The 21,369-nt window shown below is 33.3% G+C and carries 17 protein-coding genes; 10 read left to right on the top strand and 7 right to left on the bottom strand.

Annotated elements, in window-relative coordinates:
* The first annotated feature begins 83 nt into the window (after positions 1–83).
* The 5 genes from udk to ACU68Y_RS03175 all read left to right on the top strand — a co-directional run bounded on the left by udk (position 84) and on the right by ACU68Y_RS03175 (position 5,376).
* The gene (udk, locus tag ACU68Y_RS03195) at positions 84–692 is read left to right on the top strand and encodes a uridine kinase (RefSeq protein WP_002836878.1); all 609 of its coding nucleotides are present in this window, start codon (positions 84–86) and stop codon (positions 690–692) included.
* Between the two features lie 226 nt (positions 693–918).
* Positions 919–2,166 carry a tyrosine--tRNA ligase gene (tyrS, locus tag ACU68Y_RS03190; protein WP_316530665.1) on the top strand — a complete coding sequence of 416 codons (1,248 nt, stop codon included), beginning with the start codon at positions 919–921 and terminating at the stop codon, positions 2,164–2,166.
* A gap of 108 nt (positions 2,167–2,274) precedes the next feature.
* Entirely contained in the window at positions 2,275–3,798 is a 1,524-nt protein-coding gene (gene cls / locus ACU68Y_RS03185) for a cardiolipin synthase (RefSeq protein ID WP_002837035.1), read from the top strand.
* Positions 3,798–4,484 (top strand): heparan-alpha-glucosaminide N-acetyltransferase, encoded by a 687-nt coding sequence (locus ACU68Y_RS03180; RefSeq protein ID WP_446755512.1) that lies wholly within the window; start codon positions 3,798–3,800, stop codon positions 4,482–4,484. The genes cls and ACU68Y_RS03180 overlap by 1 nt, the downstream gene beginning before the upstream one ends.
* Positions 4,477–5,376: a diacylglycerol/lipid kinase family protein gene (locus ACU68Y_RS03175; protein ID WP_002836968.1), complete on the top strand. Its 900-nt coding sequence runs from the start codon at positions 4,477–4,479 to the stop codon at positions 5,374–5,376. Before ACU68Y_RS03180 ends, ACU68Y_RS03175 begins: the two co-directional genes overlap by 8 nt.
* Positions 5,377–5,638: 262 nt before the next feature.
* On the opposite strand, the gene ACU68Y_RS03170 is transcribed toward ACU68Y_RS03175, so the two are convergent.
* Both ACU68Y_RS03170 and ACU68Y_RS03165 read right to left on the bottom strand, forming a co-directional pair.
* A complete protein-coding gene (locus ACU68Y_RS03170) occupies positions 5,639–9,184 on the bottom strand; it encodes a leucine-rich repeat protein (protein WP_446755511.1) in 3,546 nt (1,181 codons plus the stop codon).
* A gap of 249 nt (positions 9,185–9,433) precedes the next feature.
* Positions 9,434–10,657: a glycosyltransferase family 4 protein gene (locus ACU68Y_RS03165; RefSeq protein ID WP_316530404.1), complete on the bottom strand. Its 1,224-nt coding sequence runs from the start codon at positions 10,655–10,657 to the stop codon at positions 9,434–9,436.
* Between the two features lie 147 nt (positions 10,658–10,804).
* Between ACU68Y_RS03165 and ACU68Y_RS03160 the strand changes: the two genes are divergently transcribed.
* Positions 10,805–12,205 carry an MATE family efflux transporter gene (locus tag ACU68Y_RS03160; protein WP_446755561.1) on the top strand — a complete coding sequence of 467 codons (1,401 nt, stop codon included), beginning with the start codon at positions 10,805–10,807 and terminating at the stop codon, positions 12,203–12,205.
* A 45-nt stretch (positions 12,206–12,250) separates the two neighbouring features.
* Here the strand turns inward: ACU68Y_RS03160 and ACU68Y_RS03155 are convergent, their stop codons facing one another.
* Genes ACU68Y_RS03155 through ACU68Y_RS03145 form a run of 3 tightly spaced genes read right to left on the bottom strand, consistent with a single transcriptional unit; the run spans position 12,251 to position 15,244 of the window.
* Positions 12,251–12,520 carry a hypothetical protein gene (locus tag ACU68Y_RS03155; protein ID WP_446755510.1) on the bottom strand — a complete coding sequence of 90 codons (270 nt, stop codon included), beginning with the start codon at positions 12,518–12,520 and terminating at the stop codon, positions 12,251–12,253.
* Between the two features lie 10 nt (positions 12,521–12,530).
* The gene (locus ACU68Y_RS03150; protein ID WP_094202982.1) at positions 12,531–13,820 is read right to left on the bottom strand and encodes a metallopeptidase TldD-related protein; all 1,290 of its coding nucleotides are present in this window, start codon (positions 13,818–13,820) and stop codon (positions 12,531–12,533) included.
* Entirely contained in the window at positions 13,820–15,244 is a 1,425-nt protein-coding gene (locus tag ACU68Y_RS03145; protein ID WP_002838984.1) for a TldD/PmbA family protein, read from the bottom strand. The genes ACU68Y_RS03150 and ACU68Y_RS03145 overlap by 1 nt, the downstream gene beginning before the upstream one ends.
* A 119-nt stretch (positions 15,245–15,363) precedes the next feature.
* On the opposite strand from ACU68Y_RS03145, the gene relB reads away from it, so the two are divergent.
* Complete coding sequence (gene relB / locus ACU68Y_RS03140; protein WP_304152029.1) at positions 15,364–15,585, top strand: type II toxin-antitoxin system RelB family antitoxin; 222 nt, start codon at positions 15,364–15,366, stop codon at positions 15,583–15,585.
* A 54-nt stretch (positions 15,586–15,639) separates the two neighbouring features.
* Here relB and pdxS read toward each other — a convergent pair whose 3' ends face one another.
* On the bottom strand, positions 15,640–16,482 hold the full coding sequence (pdxS, locus tag ACU68Y_RS03135) for a pyridoxal 5'-phosphate synthase lyase subunit PdxS (protein WP_002840912.1): 843 nt from the start codon (positions 16,480–16,482) through the stop codon (positions 15,640–15,642).
* Positions 16,483–16,591: 109 nt separating this feature from the next.
* Here pdxS and pdxR point away from each other — a divergent pair, with 109 nt between their 5' ends.
* On the top strand, positions 16,592–17,971 hold the full coding sequence (gene pdxR, locus ACU68Y_RS03130; RefSeq protein WP_446755509.1) for a MocR-like pyridoxine biosynthesis transcription factor PdxR: 1,380 nt from the start codon (positions 16,592–16,594) through the stop codon (positions 17,969–17,971).
* A gap of 58 nt (positions 17,972–18,029) precedes the next feature.
* Positions 18,030–19,469, top strand: coding sequence for an aminoacyl-histidine dipeptidase (locus tag ACU68Y_RS03125; protein WP_002839002.1), 1,440 nt, complete (start codon positions 18,030–18,032; stop codon positions 19,467–19,469).
* A gap of 45 nt (positions 19,470–19,514) precedes the next feature.
* Here ACU68Y_RS03125 and ACU68Y_RS03120 read toward each other — a convergent pair whose 3' ends face one another.
* A complete protein-coding gene (locus tag ACU68Y_RS03120) occupies positions 19,515–20,204 on the bottom strand; it encodes a hypothetical protein (RefSeq protein ID WP_446755508.1) in 690 nt (229 codons plus the stop codon).
* A 188-nt stretch (positions 20,205–20,392) separates the two neighbouring features.
* On the opposite strand from ACU68Y_RS03120, the gene ACU68Y_RS03115 reads away from it, so the two are divergent.
* A complete protein-coding gene (locus ACU68Y_RS03115) occupies positions 20,393–21,364 on the top strand; it encodes a hypothetical protein (protein WP_002839003.1) in 972 nt (323 codons plus the stop codon).
* The last annotated feature ends 5 nt before the right edge of the window (positions 21,365–21,369 follow it).

Below are 21,369 nucleotides of genomic sequence, written 5' to 3'. Positions count from 1 at the left end.
AGTCCTTTTGAAATGTTGTCTTCGCTTTTTCTTGAAAATTTGTAAAATTTATATTAAAATTAACTAATAACTAGGAGGCTATTATGAAACCGTATATTGTGGGAGTCGCAGGTGGAAGTGCTTCGGGTAAGACTGAAATCGTGAAGACTTTGAAAAAACATTTTGAAGATAAAATAGAAATTATTGAACACGACAATTATTACTTCGCTCATGATGATTTGACAATGGAAGAACGCGCGAGTTTGAATTACGATCATCCGCAATCTTTTGAAACGGATTTATTGATTGAACACGTTAAAAAAATTATTAATAATGAAGAAATCAACATTCCAACTTACGATTTTACAATTCACACTAGAAGCTCTGATACTTTGAAAAAAGTTCCCAAACCAATTGTGATTGTCGAAGGAATTTTGGTCTTGGAAAACGAAGAACTTCGAAATTTGATGGATATGAAAGTTTTCGTTGACTGTGACGGAGATGTCAGACTCAAAAGAAGAATTACAAGAGATGTTGTGGAACGTGACAGAACTATTGAATCGATTTTGACTCAATATATGGAAACTGTAAAGCCAATGCATGAACTTTTCGTCGAACCTAGCAAGAAATTTGCCGATTTGATTGTGCCAAAAGGTGGCAAGAATAAGGTTGCGATTGAGGTGCTTATCAATCATTTGGCTACGAAATTATAAAAAAATCATTTTGCTATTGACTAGAATTTAATTCTAGTATACAATCTTTATAACTTAATAGAAAATTATGATTGTGACCAGTACCGATTATTCGGGAATTACAACACATGAGTTTTCAAGGTAGTTTCATACTTTGCATGGAACATGAGCTTTTGATGAGAAAGGTGGTACCGCGTAGATTCGCCCTTTCGTGTCAAGAGTTTTTTTTATTTTATAGGAGGAGTTTATGATTAATTACAAATTTGAACATGAAAATGTGTTCGACGAATTGGTAGCGCGTGGATATTTTGAACAAGCTACTTATGAGGATGAATTGAGAGATTTACTTGGAAAAGAACGAGTTCCATTTTATATCGGATTCGATGCGACTGCAGATAGTTTGACTATTGGCCATTTTATTCAACTTATGGTTATGATGAGAATGCAAGCTCACGGTCACATTCCTATTTGTCTTTTGGGTGGTGGAACAACAATGATTGGTGATCCTTCCGGTCGTAACGATATGAGAAGTATCATGACTAAGGAAGTTATCGACGAAAACGCCAGAAGATTTTATTCCCAAATGACAAGATTCATCGATTTTGGTGAAGACAAGGCTTACATTGAAAACAACAAGGATTGGTTGTTGAATTTGAATTTCTTGGATTTCATGAGAGAAATCGGCGTTCATTTTTCTGTAAATCAAATGTTGACTTTGGAAAGTTACAAGAACAGAATGAAACAAGGTCTAACATTTTTCGAATTTAGTTATATGTTGATGCAATCATACGATTATTTGGTATTATACAGAAAATATGGTTGTAAATTACAAATGGGCGGCTCTGATCAATGGTCAAATATTTTAGGCGGATACGATTTGGTAAGAAAATTGGAAAATGACAAGGTTTACGCGATGACTTTCAAGCTTTTAACTACTGCTGACGGAGTTAAAATGGGTAAATCACAAAAAGGCGCTGTATGGTTGGACGAAAACAAAACAACTCCTTACGATTTATTCCAATACATGAGAAATGTTGACGACAGAGATGTGAAAAAATTCTTGTTGATGTTGACATTCTTGCCAACTGATGAATGCAAGAGACTTGGTAGCTTAGAAGGAAGCGAAATCAACAAAGCTAAGGAAGTTTTGGCATTTGAGGTGTGCAAATTAGTTCACGGCGAAGAAAAAGCAGAAGAAGCTCGTCAAACAGCAAATGCGTTGTTCAATTCAAATGTTGTTGATGAAAATATGCCAACAACTGAAATGAAAGCTTTGGATTTTGAAAATGGAATTGGTTTGTTGAATTTGTTGACAATGACAGGCCTTACTCAATCAAACAGCGAAGCGCGTAGACTTGTAACTCAAAACGGAATTTCTGTTAATGACAACAAGGAAGCTGATCCAAAAAGAGTTATCACAATTCACGATTTTAACGACGATGAACTTATCATCAAAAAGGGTAAGAAAGTATATCACAGAGTAAAATTAGTATAATATAATAATATAAAAGAAGAAAACCTGGCGATTTTGAATTGATTTTCAAAGTCGGCCGGGGTTTTGTGTTATAATTAAGTAAATTTAAAAATATTTGTGGAGGTGCAAATGAAAAAATTATTCAAATTTTTAACTAGTAGAATAATGCTTCTGGCAATTGTGTTTATCATTCAAATTTCTCTATTAGTTTATTTGATTTTAAGTTTTCAAAGAAACTTTGTGTATGTGTACACACTAAACATTATAATATCCTTCGCTTTTACGATAATGGTGGTCAACACCGATGTAAACCCGAGTTTCAAACTAGGATGGCTTATTCCTATATGGATATTTCCGTTGTTTGGAGCGGTGTTCTATTTGTTTTTCAGAAGAAACAGATTCGTCCGTGCACAACAAAGACGAATGGACACGATAAGTTCAACGTTTAACAACCATATCTTGTCAAATGGTAATGTAATTGACGAGCTTGAAGGAGACTCCAAGTCAATCGCAACTTACATAAACACAACAGCTCACGCTCCAGTTTTTTCAAAAACGAGTTCGAAATATTTAAAAAACGGTGAAGTTTTCTTCGAGTATTTGATGGAAGATTTGAAAAACGCAAAGGATTATATTTTCTTAGAGTTTTTTATAATCGAAGAAGGCTACATGTTCAATAATATTTTGGAAGTTTTGGAACAAAAAGTTAAAGAAGGTGTCGATGTCAGGATTTTGTACGACGATTTCGGTTGCATGACGAAACTTTCGCGTAGATATTACAACAAACTAAAAGCAAAAGGCATCAAAGTTCAAGTTTTCAATCCGATTCGAGTTCTACCAATGCCTCGTCACAACAACAGAGATCACAGAAAAATCATCGTTATCGACGGAAAAGTCGCTTACACTGGCGGATTTAATTTGGCAGATGAATACATGAACAAAATCCAAAAATTTGGATATTGGAAGGACACAGGAATCAGAGTTACAGGTGATGGTGTGTGGTCATTTACGATAATGTTCTTGTCAATTTGGGAATTGTATGATGACAATGAGCTCGACTACGATTATTATTTCGAAAAAACTGTCCCAGATGTTTCTGAAAACGAAGGTTATTGCCAACCTTATACGGATTCTCCATTAGACGATGTTCCTGTTGGAAAGGGTGCGTACATGCAATTGGTGTCTCGTTCCAGAAAATATTTCTACATTACAACTCCGTATTTGATTCCATCAGATGACATGATAGATTCCCTAAGAGATGCGGCGTTAAGCGGTGTCGATGTCAGAATCATGACCCCTGGAATTCCCGACAAAAAATTGGTGTATATGGTTACAAGAACTTACTACAAGCCACTTTTAGAAGCGGGCGTTAGAATTTTCGAATACTCACCAGGATTTTTGCACGCAAAAAGTTGTATTAGTGATGACAAATACTGTGTCATTGGCTCTATCAATCTCGATTTTAGATCATTGTATCTACACTTTGAAAACGGAGCAATGTACTACGATTCACACATTATTTCCGATTTAAAGGAAGATTTCTTGGAAATGCAATCTGAATCACGAGAAATTTTCTCCAGACAATTGGAAAGCCAAAGCGTGTTTAGAAAAATTATATCCGTAATACTAAAAGTATTCTCACCAATGATATGATGAAAAGAAATAATTTAATCGATACATTAAGGGGATTTGCGATTGTAAACATGGTGATTTATCATTTGCTGTTCGATCTTGTTTACATGGAAAATTTCAAAATCGAATGGTTTGTAAATACGCCTGGAATGATTTGGGAGAGATTCATCTGCATTAGCTTCATTTTAATATCGGGCTATTGCTTCAATTTGTCCCACAATCACAAGAAACACACAATCACACTCTTAATCGTGTCAATGATTTTGAGTGTTACGACGTATTTTTTCGCAAATGAGTTTTTCATAGTTTTTGGGATAATTCATCTATTGTGTGCAGCATCTTTCTTGACAATATTTGTCGACAAATTAACCCTTAACAAAAAAATATTATGTGCCCTATCTTTTGTGTTGTTTATTTTAACTTACAAAATAAGTGCTCATCCTGTGAATATAAGTAGCAATCTGTTTAGTTTCGTTGGATTTTACAACGACAAATTCTACAGCGGCGATTATTTCCCATTAATACCTTGGTATTTCATGTATCTAGTTGGTTATTGCGCACACGATTTTTTAGATATAAAATTAAATGTAAGAGAAAATGTATTATCAAAAATGGGGAAAAAAAGTTTGATGATTTATTTAATTCACCAACCTATCATAATGATAATTGTACAAATCGTAAAATTTTTAGGAGGACTCAATGAATAAATTCAAAAAATCAATCGTAATGTATCACGATAATTCAGGACAACAAGACATATTTGAAGTATTAGGCAAATGTAGTCCTAATATACTAAAATTATCAAATGAAACAGTGTTTTTCCAAAGCGAAGAACAAGGTGATTTCTACAAAAAATGTGAAGAATTAAAAGATTTTGATTTGGTAATCGTAGTCGGAGGCGATGGAACAATAAACGAAGTCATCAATGGATTATATGATTACGACATGAACCCTGTCATAGGAATTATTCCTGGAGGATCATTCAACGATTTCTCACGAACTGTGAATATTGGAGCAAATCCAATAGAAGCAAGTGAAAATTTGTTGGATGCAGAAGTCAAAGAATACGACTGCATTTTAAATGACGACAAAATAGCTCTGAATTTCTGGACAGTAGGAATGGCATCAGAAAACGCACAAAAAATGCAAGATGCCGACAAATCAACTTTTGGTGTCTTGACATATATTCCGAAAATTTTTGAAACATTAACACAAGACAATTCATTTGATTACGAAATGGAAATCGACGGCAAAACTTTAAAAGGAAATGCCGTTATGGTGTTTGTCGTTAATGGGTTGTATTCCGGTGGAGTTGAAATTCCAATATCTGACATCAGCCCAAGCGATGGAATATTGAACGTATTTGTAGTTGAAGAATCCAACATCGCCGCATTCAAAGCAATGTTTGGACAATCAAACAGCCTTGATTTTAACGAACAAAACGAAGGCGTTCAGACATTCAAAGCAAAAGAAATAAAGTTCATCTCACCTGAAGGATTAATCGCAGATACAGACGGAGAATTGTACCAAAAAACACCATCAAACATCAAAGTAATAGAAAAAAGATTCAAATTCTTATCGAAACCATTTGAACAATAAATTATAGTAGAAAAGCTAACTCAAACGAGTTAGCTTTTTTTTAGGTTAAAATTTTAATATAAAAAAGAGACCATCTAAATGGTCTCCAGTTTAATCTAAGGTTAAAACAATATTAAGGGAGGAGATTGTTTCTTGAGATTAAACTTACTTTGTTTATACCTATATAATAAACTATGAATGTGTACTAATTATGTTCAAATTAGTAGAGATTAATTTTTTTGTTAAAACGCAGCACAATATTTTTATGTGCTGCGTTTTAACTTTATTTAATCAATTCTTTTACAACTGATTCATCTATTGAGTTTTCTCCACCAAATACATTAACTTTTTCAAATTTTGAGTCTTTGATAGCTTGTTTTGTGCTTTCTGGTACTTCGTTTGATTCTGCTAATAATATTGGGCAATCAATGGAGCCTATTACTAAGCTGTCTGCAAAGTTTGTTCCATTTGCGATGTTAACTTCTGTTCTATCTTTGAAGCCGTATTCGTAAATTTTCTTTGCTGTTTCGTAACGGTTTGCTCCGGCAATTCTTGTAGCGTTTGGTAGTTTGTTTGCTACTTGGTTAGAGATTGTCTTTTCTCCACCTACAATTATTGTGTTTTTGATTTGTTTCAATACTTCTTGTGTTGCTTTTGGTATGTTGTTTGGTTGTACAAGTAGTATTGGCATGTTGTTTTTGTTTGCTAGTGGTGCTACTGTCAATGCGTCTGCGAATGTTTCTCCGCTTGCGATGACTGCTTGTGTTGTTCCTGTACGTTTGATTATTTCTTGTGCAATCTTAGCGCTTGTTTCGTATCTGTCAGATCCAGCTATTGTTTGTACGTTGTATTTTGATAGGCTGTTTTTAGCTTTATCTACTGAGTGGTCTCCACCTATTACAACTACATTTTTAGCTCCAAGTCTTTTGATTTCTTGTGCTACTACTGAGTCTAATTGATCTTTTTGTACTAGCAAGATTGGTGCTTTTAATGCTTTTGATAATGCTGATGCTGATAAGCTGTCTGCGAATTTTTCGTAGTTTGCTATGATTACTGTTTCAGCAGATTTGTAGTATTTTTTGGATACTTCTACTGCTGTGTTGATTCTGTCAGCTCCTGCAACTCTTGTTGTTGCTTTTGGTGTTTGAGCTGGTGTTTCTGGTGTTGTTGTTCCAGGTACACTTGGTATTGTTGTTCCAGGGTTACTTGGTGTTGTTGTTCCTGGGTTACTTGGTGTTGTTGTTCCTGGGTTAGCTGGGTTTTCCTTACCAGGTTGTTCTGGTTTTGTTGGGTTTTCCTTGCCTGGTTGTTCTGGTTTTGCTGGGTTTTCCTTGCCTGGTTTTGTTATATTTTCCTTTTCAAAATCTTTGCAAGCATCTTTTATTGCTTCAAAAATTCCTTCCCTATGATATTTTGCTCTATCATCAACTTTTCTGATTTTTCCAAGACTATCTACATTTGATTTCAAAATATCTGAGTAATTTAGCCCTTCATAATCATCCAAAGTCTCCAAGGCTAACATATGATAACCTTCATTATCTTCATCAACATTCAAAATCTCATTTCCGTACTCGTCTTTTTGTCCCTTTCCAATAGTATAAGACATATCTAACACATACAATATTTTGCCGTTTTTGTCAAAATACACATTCATTCCAATATAATAGGACGGAATTGGAAGTGGAGTTTTAAGTTCAAATTGGCCTTGTTTCATTATTGAATCTGCCATATTCCCTTTGTTTTCAACAATATTAATAAGATTTTGTAATTCTTTTGTTAAACGAGTTAATTTATTATCCACAACAGCTGAATTGTTATAAGATTTTTTAGCATATTCAAGTTTATCTTTCAAAATCTCAGAATTCTGTGGATAATTTTTAATAGTTAGTTCTCCTTTTTTAATTAATGAGTCTAACTTATAGCGATTTATAAAAAACTGAGTATCATGGATGTACTTTAACTTAGCACCCTCAGATAATTTATCTTGTTTTAACAGTTTTTCACCTTCAGCCTTCATATCTTCAAATTGCTTTTGAGTATCATCTCTAAGTTGTGTTAAATCTAACTTATTTAATTCATCCAAAATTTTTTTCAAATCATCTTTGTTTTTCGTAGTTTCTTCAGGATTAACAACAAAATTGTTTCCATCAGCTAATGTTTTTCCTTTTATTTTAACTAAAACTTTTTTGTAGTTATCCTCAACTTTGTTATCGTCAAATGCGTTAAATTTTATTTCTTTGATTTTATTCGAAAAATCAATCTCTTTTAAATTATTGTGTCTGAATGCTTCTTCTTTTACACTTTCCAAATTTTCGGGCATTGTAACCTTTGTAATGCTATTTTTGTAAAAAGCTTGAACAGGGATTTCTTTTAATTTTGTTAATAAACTCAAATCCAATTCATCTATTTTATTGTTACAAAAAGCCATTTCTCCTATTTTTTCAACTTTATCGCCCATAAACATTACATTTTGTGCATCGTTATTTCTAAAAGCTGAAATTCCAATTTCCCTAACATTTGGATAAATCACTATTGCAAATAATTTATTAATATGAAACGCACTACTTCCAATTATTTCAGTCTTTTCGCTTAATTCAAGCGTTTCTATCTTGTTATTCATGAATGCTCCGTCTCCAATTATTTTAAGAGCTTCTGGAGCTTCAAATTCAGTCAAATAATTAGACTGGAATGCAAACTTTCCTATTTTTTTCACAGTTTTTGGAAGTTTAATGCTTTTCAAATCGTATTTGTTTAAACTACTACCTTCAAAATCCACATTTCTAAATGCATCATCTCCTATTTCATCAATAGGATATTTCCCATTCTTTTCAGGAATTACAAGATCCTTATTCTTACGAACTTTTAATTTCCCGATACCAGAAAATCCAAGAACCTTGCCCTTATCAAATACAAAATCTTTTTCATCCCATTTTGAACTATCCACATCTACTGAAGTTGTCTTGTCTTCTTCTGTCGGATTAACAATGGAAGAAGAATCTTTGTTGTCCACATTTCCACTTGAGAAAAGCACAACTTTCATTGCGTAGTTTTCATCACCAAGGTTTCCATTAAATGCACCAATCTCAATTTTTTTCACACTATCTGGAAGTTTCGCTTGCTTTATTTTATTATCTTCAAAAGCTTGTTCTTTTATAATTTCCAATTTTTCACAATTAAATTCTAATTCTGTAATTTGATTAGATTTAAAAGATCTTTCTCCTAAATTTGTTAAATTTTTAGGTAAAATAAGTTTGCCTTCTATTTGATTATCAAAAAATACTTGTTCTCCCAAAAATTCCAAATTATCCGGTAATTTTATAGTTTTTAACCTTAGATGTGCAAATGCATAATCACTAATTTTAGTGATGGTATTTGGTAAATTAACGCTTTTAATATTACTATTTCCTCGAAAAGCATCCTGTCCAATATAAGTATATCCTTTAGGAATCTCTACAGATTCTATGTCTAATTGCCCGAAATCTTCTCCAAGCTTTTTAATTTCGTTTCCATCAACATCTAAGTTGTTAACCTCTCCATTTTCGCCTGCTCTTTGAGTATACTCGTCAATCTCACTACTCTTATCGTGCACAAAAGCAAAACTTGCTATTTTTTTCAAATCTACATTTTTTTTGCTTTTTGTTGGTAGCACAACATTTTGATTTCTTTTTAGCTTTTGTACTCCGCTTTTTGAAAAACCGTATACAGTATCTCCCACAATCACAAAATCATCCGCTGTATATTTGTCATCCGCTGCTTTCGAATTAACATTTAATCCAAAAATCAAAGCAAATACAAAAACCAAAGAAAAAATAATCTTCTTTTTGTTCATAAGAACCTCCTATTAAATTATTAATGATATTCTTTATCATCTAAAGAACTTTTTCATTTTACTATAATTTCACATTCTATTCAATGATATTTATTATCAAATTAATTCTTACAAGAATTTCCTGTGCTTCATTTTTTTTAATTAAATTATCTTGAAATAGCTAAAATAAAGTTCGTTATTTCTTCTATTTTCCAATAAAAAAACAGCTCTTAATAAATTAAAAGCTGCATTCAGTAAAATTTTCTTAAATTATTTCTCCACTATTTCCATCAACTCATTCTCGATTTCAAGCATAATATGATCCCAAGAATGATTCAATACTAATTCGTGGATTTTTTCTGGTATTGGTTCTTGGTTTTGAACTCTGATTATTTGTTTTTCAATAGCTTGTGCCAATCTGTCGACGAATGGTTCGATTTCTGATTCGTAAGGCCTGTCGATTGTTTTGAGTCGTGGCATTTTGACAAATTCGATGGCTGTACTGTTATTTATTTCGTCATCTAGTGTTTGGATGAGTCCTTCTATTTCTGTTACAACGACTCTCATTCCACAACCCAATGCTTCGATTGCAATGAGTCCCAATCCTTCGTAGTAGCTTGGAAGCACATATATGTCCGATGCTCTCATTTTGTTGGAGAGGTTTTTCTGACAAGATGTGTTGTGCAAATCGAAGTGAAGCGAGTTTGCCGTTTGGTCCCACAACTCAATTTTTGTTTCTATGTCGACATCTCCGACTAATGTCAATTCCAAATTATCGTATTTTTCTTCTAGCTTTTTGAATGCTTTGCAAAGTTCGTACACTCCTTTTGCGTGCGATAATTTCCCTGCAAACAATAGTGTAATTCTTTCGTTGTGTGGGTCTTCTTTTCTTCTGTAGAAAATATTGCTGTTGTAACCACCACCCATTACGACGATTTTTTCTTTGTCGATTTCAAATATATCAGAAATTGGTTCTACGTCTTTTTTGCTTAATGCGAGAACTTTTTTTGCACGGTTCAGATTATTCACACATGTCATGAACAATTCTGGGTTGAGGTTGGTTTGTCTGATGTCTGTTCCGTGATTTAGTAATAAAACAGGAGTTTCATCGAAAATATCTAACACGAGACTGCTTAACATCCAACAATGATGAGATACGATGACATCTGGCTTGAATTCTTGTTTTGCTTTTTTCAATTGTTTCGTGAATTCATTTGTCCAATCTTCAATCATATCGTGTGTCATGTCGCTGTATTTCGTTGAATCATAAGGCATTTCATCGCTCATTCCAACTATTGGAAAGTTTAATTTTTCGCTTTTAAATTCCACAGGATAAGTTTTAATTGATTCATCCAAGTTTAATTTTATATCATCTTGTATTCCAAAAACAGCAGCATTTTCATGGTTTTGTTGCATAAATTGAATTACATTTGTAAAATAAACGCCACTTCCAGTTTGCTTCGGAAGTTGTGCGATTACGTGTAGTATTTTCATGTGATCATCCTTTTTATTATTATTCTACATCTATATTATCATAATGGCATTTTAATTGCTTTAGTTATTTATTGAAAGTTTTTATAAATCATTGATTATGTTTGTTGTTTAATGTATAATAGCATGTATTATTTTGATTAGGGGGCGATTATTATAGAAAATTTAAACGAACAACGATCAAAACTTCTCGGCAATGAATCCATTCCAAAATTAATCTGGAAATTTTCAGTTCCAGCGACTGTTGGAATGTTGGTTCAAGCTTTGTACAATGTTGTAGATAGAATTTTCCTTGGTGCCGGTGTAAATCAAATGTCCATTGGTGGCGTTTATTTGATTTTCCCGATTTTTTTATTTTTGATGGCATTCGGAATGTTGATTGGTGTGGGTGGCAATTCACTTTCTTCAATTAAATTCGGTGAAGGCAAGAAAACAGAATCAGAAATAATCCTCGGCACGTCTATGGTTTTATCTATTATTTTTGGGGTTTTGATATCAGGGATTTTTCTTTTAAATTTAAAATGGTTTTTGAAGATTTTCGGTGCAAGTGACACTTTGATGCCTTACGCTTACGATTATGGAAAAATTATTTTGTATGGTGCGCCTTTTCAAATGGTTGGTTTTGCGATGAACAATTTCATTCGTGGAGAAGGCAATCCTAGAGCTGCGATGGTAACGATGTTTATCGGTGCGATTTCCAATATTATTTTGGATTATATATTCATCTTCCCAATGCAAATGGGAGTTAAAGGTGCTGCTTGGGCGACAATTATCGGTCAAGTTTTATCTAGTATTTGGGTTGTGAGATATTTCCTTTCAGATCGTGCGTTATTGCGTTTGACTAAGGAAACTTTCAGACTCGATTTTCATTTTTGCAAGCAAATTTTCGCACTAGGAGTGTCACCATTTGCGATGCAACTTGTAGCTAGTGGTATTAATATTATTTTCAACAATTCCCTTAAAATTTACGGTGGAGATTTGGCGACATCATCTATGAGTGTTATCTACAGTGTCTCACAAATTGCATTCATGCCGATTTTCGGTATTAACCAAGGTATCCAACCAATTTTAGGATTTAATTTCGGAGCGCACAAATACAGACGTGTTCAGCACACTCTAAGAATTGCAGTTGTTGCAGGAACTGTGTACATGGTTTTGAATTGGGCATTCACAATGATTAGGCCAGATTTATTGGTGAAGATTTTTATTTCAAGACCTGAAGATTATGCAGTCATCAAGGACATCGCAATTCCTGGACTTAGAATTTACAATTCGATGATTTTCATGCTTGGATATTCCATAATTGGATCGTCATTGTTCCAAGCAATCGGCAAACCAAAAATTGGTTTCATATTGACAATGACAAGACAACTTATTTATTTGTTGCCGTTGATGTTGATTTTCCCAAAACTTTTCGGACTTACAGGCGTGTGGTCAGCGATGCCAGTGTCTGATGTTTTATCCACATTAACTACGACTTATTTCTTGGCTAAATCAGGATTTTTGGTTAAAACAATTCACAACGACGACGAATTTGTTCTCGGAATTTAAAAAAGGTTTGAATATTGGGTTTCCAATGTTCAAACCTTTATTTTTTTAGAATATAAATACCGAAACTAGAATAGACACTACAGCCGTTATCATTATCATAGGTAATTTGTAATCAGAAGATGTTTTCTTGAATGATCCTTTATTGAAAATTGCAAACGTAGCCGATGCTACTACAAAAATTGTAGCTGCTATTTTCAAAAATCCTACAGCATCAAACTCATTTGTCTTGAAAAATCTGTAAATTGTTATTAACAAAATATATCCAATACAATACGCATATAATTCCAACACTCCAAATCTATCTTTTTGTTTCAATTTTACCTCCTTATTTTCCTGCAACTGTTACATTATCGAATGCAATAACTGCTGGAGCTAAGCTGTTCTTTCGAGATTTCAATTCTTTTGAGAAAATCATAGAATCTTGTATGTCTTTTACATTTAATGAAATTGATCCACCTGTTATGAATGATTCCACACCATCTTTTACAAGTCTTGCAAGTCTGAATTCTCCACCGAAATCTCCTGTAGCGCTGTCCATCAAAAATGATGAGAACGCCAACACTTCAATGTAATCTTGTGATTTTAATTCTTCCACAGAAATATCTCCACCACACACCTCGAAAACTGGCGATTGTCCCATGTTTTTAACATTCAAATAGTAACTGAACTTTGCATTAGTAACTAAATTTTCAACGACACCATTTTTGTACAAATCATACTCCACAAGTTTTTTACCTTCTGAATCGACAGGTCTTTTGTTGATTGATGTCTCTAAAATCGGATTGATTTTCATGTTGAAATTTACTTTTGGATTTTCTCCGAAAAATCTCTCGCCTAATTTTGCCGAGCTGATTTGTTGATAAATCATGGCATCTCTCGCTTGGTCGTAATAGTAATACAAGAATTCTTCGACAGCTTCGTTTGATAAAAGTACTCTCATATTTTCCATTTTTTCATTTCTAACGGCGCTTGATCTTTTTTCAGTTTCCAAAAGTTGTTTGTCGACAATTTCTTCGATTTTCGAATAATCAATACTTGTCAAATCATATCCGTTGAATATTTCGACAGGTTCATCACCAATGTTACAATCAGTTACGATTTCAAACGTAAACTTGTTAGATGGATATTCTACATCCACACCCTTTGATGTAACGACATGCTTGTGATTTTCGTAGGCGAAAATTTCGCAGGAATTTACTTTTGATTGGTAGCCGTAATCTTTGTAGATAACATCGTGAACTTTTTTGAAATTATCTGTCAAATCTTCACACACTTTGATGTCTTTTAATGTAGCATATCCTTCTTCTTTTTCTGGAAGTTCGTAGTATTTGTTCTTGACAAATTTCGCTGCAAAAGCAGTTCTGTCGATTTTTTCTTTGATTTCGTCTTCACTGTCATTTAAGTTCAACACAACTGTGCTGTCACCTTTGAATTTGTCTCCGTTTTCTTCAAAATCAACGAACACCCTCACAGATGTTTCGTTAGTCACGCAACTTCTATTCATGTCCACCTTGTCTTTTATCAAAAAAACTTCGTTAGATTTGGACACAGTGTTGACAACTATCCAGTCGGTAATTTTTTCATTTTGTTTTAATATATTAATTAATCTTTCCATTAACTTAAAATCCCCTTTGCCTTAATGTATGATCCACCAGTCGATGTCTTAACCCATTCTTTCCAGCCTTTTCCACAATATCCTCCACCAGAAAGTACAAGTCCATTGGAAACTTGTGTGATTGATTGCAATAAATCTGGAACATATCCTGTCAAATAAACTGGGCTTACGATTTTGCCTGTTAATTTGCCATCTATAATTTCACGGCCTTTCATTGCAACGCATTGAATTCCCCAGTTTTTCGGATCTTCCATTCCTGATGAGAAACCTTCCAACAAATATCCTTTGTCAACAGATTTAATCATATCCTCAACAGAATCTTCGCCCGCTTCAAAGAAAGTATTAGTCATACGAGTGTATACTTTTCTCTTGAAAGATTCTCTCTTGCCATTTCCTGTGGATTCTTGTCCCAACAAAATCGCAGACAATTCATCGCACATTCCGTGACGCAAAATTCCCTTGTCAATAATCACAGTATCTCTTCCCAAGTTTCCTTCGTCATCGAATAAATAGCTTGACACTTCGTCGAAAGCAGTCGCACCGTCGTGCATGATTATCTTGTCACTTGCAACTCTCTTATCTTGGTATTCTTTTCCTTTTGCACGTTCTTTTACATACATATCCATTTCAGCTCCGTGGCCGAAAGCTTCGTGAGCGATAAGTCCTGTAAAATCAGGATCGCAAATTATGTCGTATTCTCCAGGAACAACTCTGTCTGCTGTAAGTAATTCTTCAGTTCTTCTACAAGCATCATCCGCTGCTTTTTCGAATTCAGAAATCAATTCACTTCCACACAATCCAGAACTAGAAATAAAATCTAATTTAGTATTCTTTCCATCAGTTGCTGCTGCCATTGCAAATCCTGTTGAATAAGCGTAAGATTGGTACAAATCTTTATTCTTGGATAAGAAAATTTTGTTAACTTGCGTAATATTCAATCTCAAAGAAAGTTGAACGATTTTTTCGTATTTTGATTTAACTTCGTCGTGAATTTTTTGTAACGTAGTGATAATTTTTTCAGGATTATCTTGTTCTGGTAAGTTTTCAACTTCAGTGATTTTTTCTTTTACGATTTCGTCGTCATTTGGAAGTCTGTCGTAAGTTACTCTGTCCAAGCCTTCGACGATTTTTTTACGATCTTCAAGTGCGATTTTGCGGACATTTTCGCATACTTCATCTACATTCACTTCGTTAAATGAATACTCACTAAATCCCAAATCAGTGTACACTCTGATTACAAATCCTCTTTGATAATCAGGAGATGGATTTAATGAAATTGCTGATGTAGTCACAGAATAACTTGCCCCATCAACATCGCAACCCAAAATAGAAACGTATTTGAAATCAGTTTCCAAATTTTTTATAATTTCTTGTAATTTAGATTTATTATCTAATAAAAATTTTGATGTAGTTAGTTTTTTCATTTTCTACCCCTTTCATTAATAATTATAGTAAATACTTCTAGCTATTACAATAAATTTAAAGAAAATGATATCATAAATTTAGATATTGAAGTAAAATATGTATAAAGGAGTGTAGCATTATGAAAATTAATATTCAATTAACTCAAGAAGAAATGATTCTCGCGAAAAATTATGCGAAAAATCATTCTATTACTTTGGAAGACGCTTTTAAAAATGCTTTATTCGAAAAAATTGAAGATGAATACGACATAATCTTAGCTGAAAAAGCTTATGAAGATTACCTAAATGATGAAAAAAATAGCAAACCAATTTCTGAATTATGGAAAAGTTTAGACTTGTAATAAACCAAAAATGGCTACCAATTTTCAGGTAGCCTTTGTTTAGTTTATTTCGTTTTATCTATTAGCCATAATTACTTTTATCTCATCTGGATTAATTCCCACCATTGCTTCTCCCAAATCTTTGCTCACCTCAAGCAATACATCAGGATTATTGTAATTTTCCACAGCCTTTACGATAGCTTTGGCACGTTTTTCAGGATTTCCACTTTTGAAAATTCCACTACCAACAAACACACCTTCAGCTCCCAATTGTCTCATCAACGCCGCATCAGCAGGAGTTGCAACTCCACCTGCAGAAAAATTAAGTACAGGTAATTTTCCGTTTTCGTGAACGTATTTCAATAATTCAAAACAAACTCCCATTTCTTTTGCTTTGTCGTACAATTCATCTTCCTTCAAAGACTTCACCAATGAAATTTCGCCCATGATTTGTCTCATATGTGTAACCGCTTGGACAACATCTCCTGTTCCAGCTTCACCTTTTGTTCTAATCATCTTGGCGCCTTCTTTGATTCTTCGTAAAGCTTCCGATAAATTTCTCGCTCCACAAACAAAAGGAGTATTAAATTTTGATTTGTCGATATGATATTTGTCATCTGCCGGAGACAAAACTTCTGATTCGTCAATGTAATCAATTCCCAACGATTCCAAAATTTGCGCTTCAACAAAATGACCAATTCTAACTTTTGCCATCACAGGAATTTTGACAGCTTTCATAATTTCCTCAATCATTTTAGGATCGCTCATTCTGCTAACTCCTCCAGCAGCTCTAATATCTGCAGGAACTCTTTCAAGTGCCATTACACTTACCGCTCCTGCTGCTTCTGCAATCCTCGCTTGTTCAGCATTGATTACATCCATTATTACTCCGCCCTTTAATTTTTCATTTATATCCATTAAAATCACCTCGCCTTTATAATACATGCAAATTGCATCTAATTATAGTAGCAAAATAAAATAATTTTATGGGTACAGATGTGTTATACTTAATCCAACGGAGGATTTTATGTTCATAAATTTAAACGACAAGGATTATTTGTATAATCAAATTTACGATTCTATAAAAGAAAAGATTAACACGAAACAATTGAAGACTAATGACAAGCTTCCTTCTATTAGAAAATTATCGAATGAGCTGAATATTTCGATAAACACTGTGTCCAATGCCTATTATCAATTGGAAAAGGAAGGCTACATTCGTTCCAGTGAGAGAAGTGGGTTTTTTGTAGAAAAATCTGGTCATATTTTGCAAAACGATACAAGCTTTGATGAAGAGGATATGATTGTTGAGGAGAAGAATACTTTCAAGTATGATTTTTCATTTTCAGGTGTGGATAAATCGTGTTTTAAATACAAGCAGATAAGAAAAGCTTTCAGGGATTCAATTAATGAAGATGATGATGCTATTTTGGGAAAAGTCGATGGTTTGGGATTATTTTCGTTAAGGCGTTCTATTTCAAATTATTTGAAAGATTTCAGAGAAATTATCGTGAATCCCAATCAAATTGTCGTGAGTTCCGGCAGCAACGAGTTGTTGATTTTGATTAAAAATCTTCTTAACAATCCCGTTTTTGGTTTCGAAAATCCTGGATATGCATATCACGGAATTGGTTTCTACAATAATTTCGACAGCACGCCGATTAATGTGAATGAAGATGGGATTGACATAGATTTTCTCAAACAAACAAATGCAAATGTTGTAAGCGTGACTCCTTCTCATCAGTTTCCTACTTCTGCGATTATGCCTATTAATAAAAGAATTGATTTGTTGAATTGGGCTTACGAAAAAAATAATCGCTACATAATTGAGGATGACTACGATGCAGAATTCAAATACAAGCTTCGTCCTATCTCCCCATTAAAAACTTTGGATGTGAATGATAAGGTGATTTACATTGGGAATTTTTCACGTACGGTAACTCCTGCAATGCGTGTGAGTTTTATGGTTTTGCCTAAAAATCTGATTAAGAAATTTTATTCTGTATTAAAATCTGAGAGATGTCCTGTGTCGATTTTCGTTCAATCTGCGTTGTCCAAGTTTATCGACAGCGGAGATTTTGAAAAGCAGGTCAATCAAATGAAGAAGGTGTACGCAAAAAAATACGAAATTATTTTTTCGAAAATTAACGGCTGCAAATTCATTAATTTTGAGAAAACTGATTGTGGCACATCTGTCGTAATCAAGGTCGATAAGAGGATTGACAGTGATGTTTTGTTGAAAACTTTGAAAGAAAATTCTGTGTATGTCATTCCTATCGATGATTTTTATTTGGATAAAAACATGAACACTAATGTGTTTTTGATTGGATTTGCGAAGATGAGCTATGATGATATCTCTAATGGTATGGATATTATCGTAAATATTGTAAATAATCTTGTCAATTAGATTACAAAATAATGTAAAAGAGTTATAATAAAGGAAGAATATAAATAGGAGGTTACTCATGCAAAGATATGAAGATTTACAACCAAAGAATGTGTTTCATTGGTTCAAACAATTAAACGATATTCCTCGTGGTTCGGGAAATGAAAAAGGCGTTTCAGATTTTTTGGTTAGTTTTGCAAAGGAAAGAGGACTTGAAGTATACCAAGATCATCTTAACAATGTAATTATCAAAAAAGACGCTACAAAAGGTTACGAAAATTCAGAACCTGTTATTTTGCAAGGACACATGGACATGGTTTGCGAAAAGACTGATGATTCAGACCACGATTTCTTAAAAGATCCTATCTCAATGCACGTTAAAGACGGATATGTTTATGCAGATAACACAACTTTAGGAGCAGATGATGGAATCGCTGTTGCTTTTTGCTTAGCTATTTTGGATTCTGATGATGTTGCTCATCCAAAATTGGAAGTTCTCGTAACAATTGATGAAGAACGTGGAATGGACGGAGCAAACGGTGTGACTGCTGAACATTTGAGCGGAACTCGTTTGTTAAACATCGACACTGAAACTGAAGGAGACTTCATTGTAAGCTGTTCTGGTGGAGCAAATGCTATCACGACTTTCAAGAGCGAAAAATCAGAAGGCTTGTCAAAAGCTATTGAAATTTCTCTTTCTGGTTTGAATGGTGGTCACTCTGGTCTTGAAATTCAAAAACAAAACAAAAACGCCATCAAAGTAATGGCAAGACTTTTGAACAAAGTTGCTTTGGAAATGGATTTTAGATTGCAAGAAATCTCCGGTGGATCAAAACACAATGCCATCGCAAAGAATGCTCACGCTATCATCACTGTTGATGATTTGGACAAAGCAATGAATATTTTAAACGAAATTGGAGAATACGTTCGTCACGAAGGTAGAAAAACAGATCCTAACTTGGTTTTGGATATTAAAGAAACAGAAAAAACAGAATTTTCTTATTCAAAAGAAACTTCTCAATCTATCGTTAAATTCTTGTATTTGTTAATCAACGATGTTATTTCAACTTCACAAGACATCGAAGGTTTGGTTCAAACAAGTTCAAACGTTGGTGTTGTTGAAGCAGACGACGAACAAATCAAGGTTACTTGTTGTGTAAGAAGTTCTGTAGAAAGCGAACTTCACAATATGTTCGACAAGATCAAATCATTAGCTTATTTGACTCACGGAACTACTGTTATCGAAAAAGAATATCCAGCATGGGAATTCAACACTGATGGAGAATTGGCAAAGGTTGCTCCAGCATTGTACGAAGAAATGACTGGCAAGAAAGCTAATGTAACTGCAATCCACGCAGGTTTGGAATGTGGTTTGTTGAAAGGCGTTCTTCCTGATTGCGATATGATTAGTTTCGGTCCAGATATTTTCGGAGCTCACACTCCATTGGAACATTTGGGAATTGAATCTACTCAAAGAATGTACGATTACACATTAAAATTATTAGAAAAATTAAAATAACAAAAAATTAAGGAAAGTTCTTTTTGATGAACTTTCCTTTTTTAATTATTTGTATTCATGATTTTCTAAAACATGGATTAAATCGTCATTAGTTTCTTTACTTTTTTGAACTTCAAACATTCCAATATATGAGTAAAAATCTAACACATCAATATCTTTTATCTTTTTATCTATCTCTGAATCCGATATGTTTTCCCCATTCATTATCAATGATTTTTTAAGATAATGTTTGATATCTTTTGGGGATAGTTTTGTTTGATAATTTCTCGATTCTATATTATCTTCATCCACTTCTTTTTCTACGACATACCCATCCTTGTTTTCAGATATTAAAATCCTCATTATCGCGCCTTCTCCAGATTTTTGGTCCTTAGTAGAAATCCAGGTCTTCACTAAGACCATAATTTTATCCTTATTTTTATAAAAATCCAATGTTTCCAGTTTGGATAATTCATAATACTTATTATCAGGTTTTTTAGCTAAAAATTTTTCAAGGCTTTCACTCAATCTAATTTTATTCGTATCTTTTTCCGTCTTGTGGTATTTTTCAACTATGAAGGTTTTTACAATTTTGTTTATATTAGCTTTATCCTTTTCGTCAATATCTACTTTTACTGTCTCGTTTTGATTTGCTTTTTTCTCATCGTTTTTAATTTCATTTTTTTGGCAAGACGATAAAAGTAACAACATCATAATAACAAGTGTTATTGTTTTTTTTAATTTACCTACTACCATATGAACCCCCTAATATTTTTCAAATTTATTATCTCAATTTAATTATAATCCAACATTTCTATATTTCAACTATTTATTTGTCATTTTATACTTCAAAATTCAACATTTTATTACAATAAGTCTACAATTGTGAAATGTTTAAAAACATTTGCCCAAATCTGTTATAATAATATAGTCAGGGGGAATTTATGAAAAAGAAATTTACATTAGTGTTATTATCACTACTTATGGTAATAACTTTAAGTGCTTGCTCTCAAACAAAAGAAAAAGTGAGCTTATTAAACGATTTTAGAAAAACAACTGAATGGAAGAACCAATCTTATGAATTTAAGAACGAAACTTCCAAGCTAAAAGAAATAAAAGTCACTGCAACACAAGACAAGAAAACAGGAGTTGCAATGGCAACTGTTACAAGTGATGTCGCACAATTAGCTGGCCAAGGCAATAATTTGGGAGAACTTCACTTCGCAATCCAAGATGGAAAAGCGTATTTGAATTACGATGCATTCGCTAACAATCTTCCAGGAAAAATGAAGGAAGCCTTGATTAAAAAGAATTTGTACTTCAATGTTACAGAAATTTTGCAAAAATTAACACAACAAAACTTTCAAGCTACAACTGTAAGAGACTTCACAATTTTCATGCCACTTTTATCATCTAATACACAATTCCAAATCAAAATCGCAAAAGATTTCGTGATTGACAACAAAGAATTGAAAGTTACTGATGATGGTAACCACAAATATTCTGTGAATTTGACTGGTGAACAATGGGCAAAAGTTATGGAGTATTCAAGAAAAACTTTATTGAAAAACTTCAAAGAATACGCCAAACTTGCCAAGGGAAGCGAGCTTACAGACCAAGAACAACAAAAACTTCAAGAAATTGAAAACAATCTTAAATCAGAACAATCTCAAAAAGAATTCGAAGACAAAATCAACACTTTGAAAACAACTAACAAAGAAGATATGTTCAATTTGTCATTCGAATTCAAAGATAAATCATACGATGTCCATTTGAAGTCCACTCCTAAATCAAAGGATGCTGAAAAAATGAACATTTCATTAAATTCAAAAGAAGACACATCCATCAACAATCCAAAAGTACAAGTGGATAATGGTCCTTTCGAATTTATGCAACAATTTTTGAACATAAAATAATCGAA

The organism is Finegoldia sp. P1-F-LS (assembly GCF_052932205.1).
This window is presented reverse-complemented; position numbering and strand designations above follow the sequence as displayed.

What these genes read in the sequence shown, in the direction of transcription:
- relB (WP_304152029.1), top strand. Translation starts at nt 15,364, where the DNA reads ATGAAAATTAATATTCAATTAACTCAAGAAGAAATGATTCTCGCGAAA.
- ACU68Y_RS03115 (WP_002839003.1), top strand. Translation starts at nt 20,393, where the DNA reads ATGAAAAAGAAATTTACATTAGTGTTATTATCACTACTTATGGTAATA.
- ACU68Y_RS03170 (WP_446755511.1), bottom strand. Translation starts at nt 9,184, where the DNA reads ATGAACAAAAAGAAGATTATTTTTTCTTTGGTTTTTGTATTTGCTTTG.
- udk (WP_002836878.1), top strand. Translation starts at nt 84, where the DNA reads ATGAAACCGTATATTGTGGGAGTCGCAGGTGGAAGTGCTTCGGGTAAG.
- ACU68Y_RS03145 (WP_002838984.1), bottom strand. Translation starts at nt 15,244, where the DNA reads ATGAAAAAACTAACTACATCAAAATTTTTATTAGATAATAAATCTAAA.
- ACU68Y_RS03125 (WP_002839002.1), top strand. Translation starts at nt 18,030, where the DNA reads ATGCAAAGATATGAAGATTTACAACCAAAGAATGTGTTTCATTGGTTC.
- ACU68Y_RS03165 (WP_316530404.1), bottom strand. Translation starts at nt 10,657, where the DNA reads ATGAAAATACTACACGTAATCGCACAACTTCCGAAGCAAACTGGAAGT.
- ACU68Y_RS03120 (WP_446755508.1), bottom strand. Translation starts at nt 20,204, where the DNA reads ATGGTAGTAGGTAAATTAAAAAAAACAATAACACTTGTTATTATGATG.
- ACU68Y_RS03150 (WP_094202982.1), bottom strand. Translation starts at nt 13,820, where the DNA reads ATGGAAAGATTAATTAATATATTAAAACAAAATGAAAAAATTACCGAC.
- cls (WP_002837035.1), top strand. Translation starts at nt 2,275, where the DNA reads ATGAAAAAATTATTCAAATTTTTAACTAGTAGAATAATGCTTCTGGCA.
- pdxR (WP_446755509.1), top strand. Translation starts at nt 16,592, where the DNA reads ATGTTCATAAATTTAAACGACAAGGATTATTTGTATAATCAAATTTAC.
- ACU68Y_RS03180 (WP_446755512.1), top strand. Translation starts at nt 3,798, where the DNA reads ATGAAAAGAAATAATTTAATCGATACATTAAGGGGATTTGCGATTGTA.
- tyrS (WP_316530665.1), top strand. Translation starts at nt 919, where the DNA reads ATGATTAATTACAAATTTGAACATGAAAATGTGTTCGACGAATTGGTA.
- ACU68Y_RS03175 (WP_002836968.1), top strand. Translation starts at nt 4,477, where the DNA reads ATGAATAAATTCAAAAAATCAATCGTAATGTATCACGATAATTCAGGA.
- pdxS (WP_002840912.1), bottom strand. Translation starts at nt 16,482, where the DNA reads ATGGATATAAATGAAAAATTAAAGGGCGGAGTAATAATGGATGTAATC.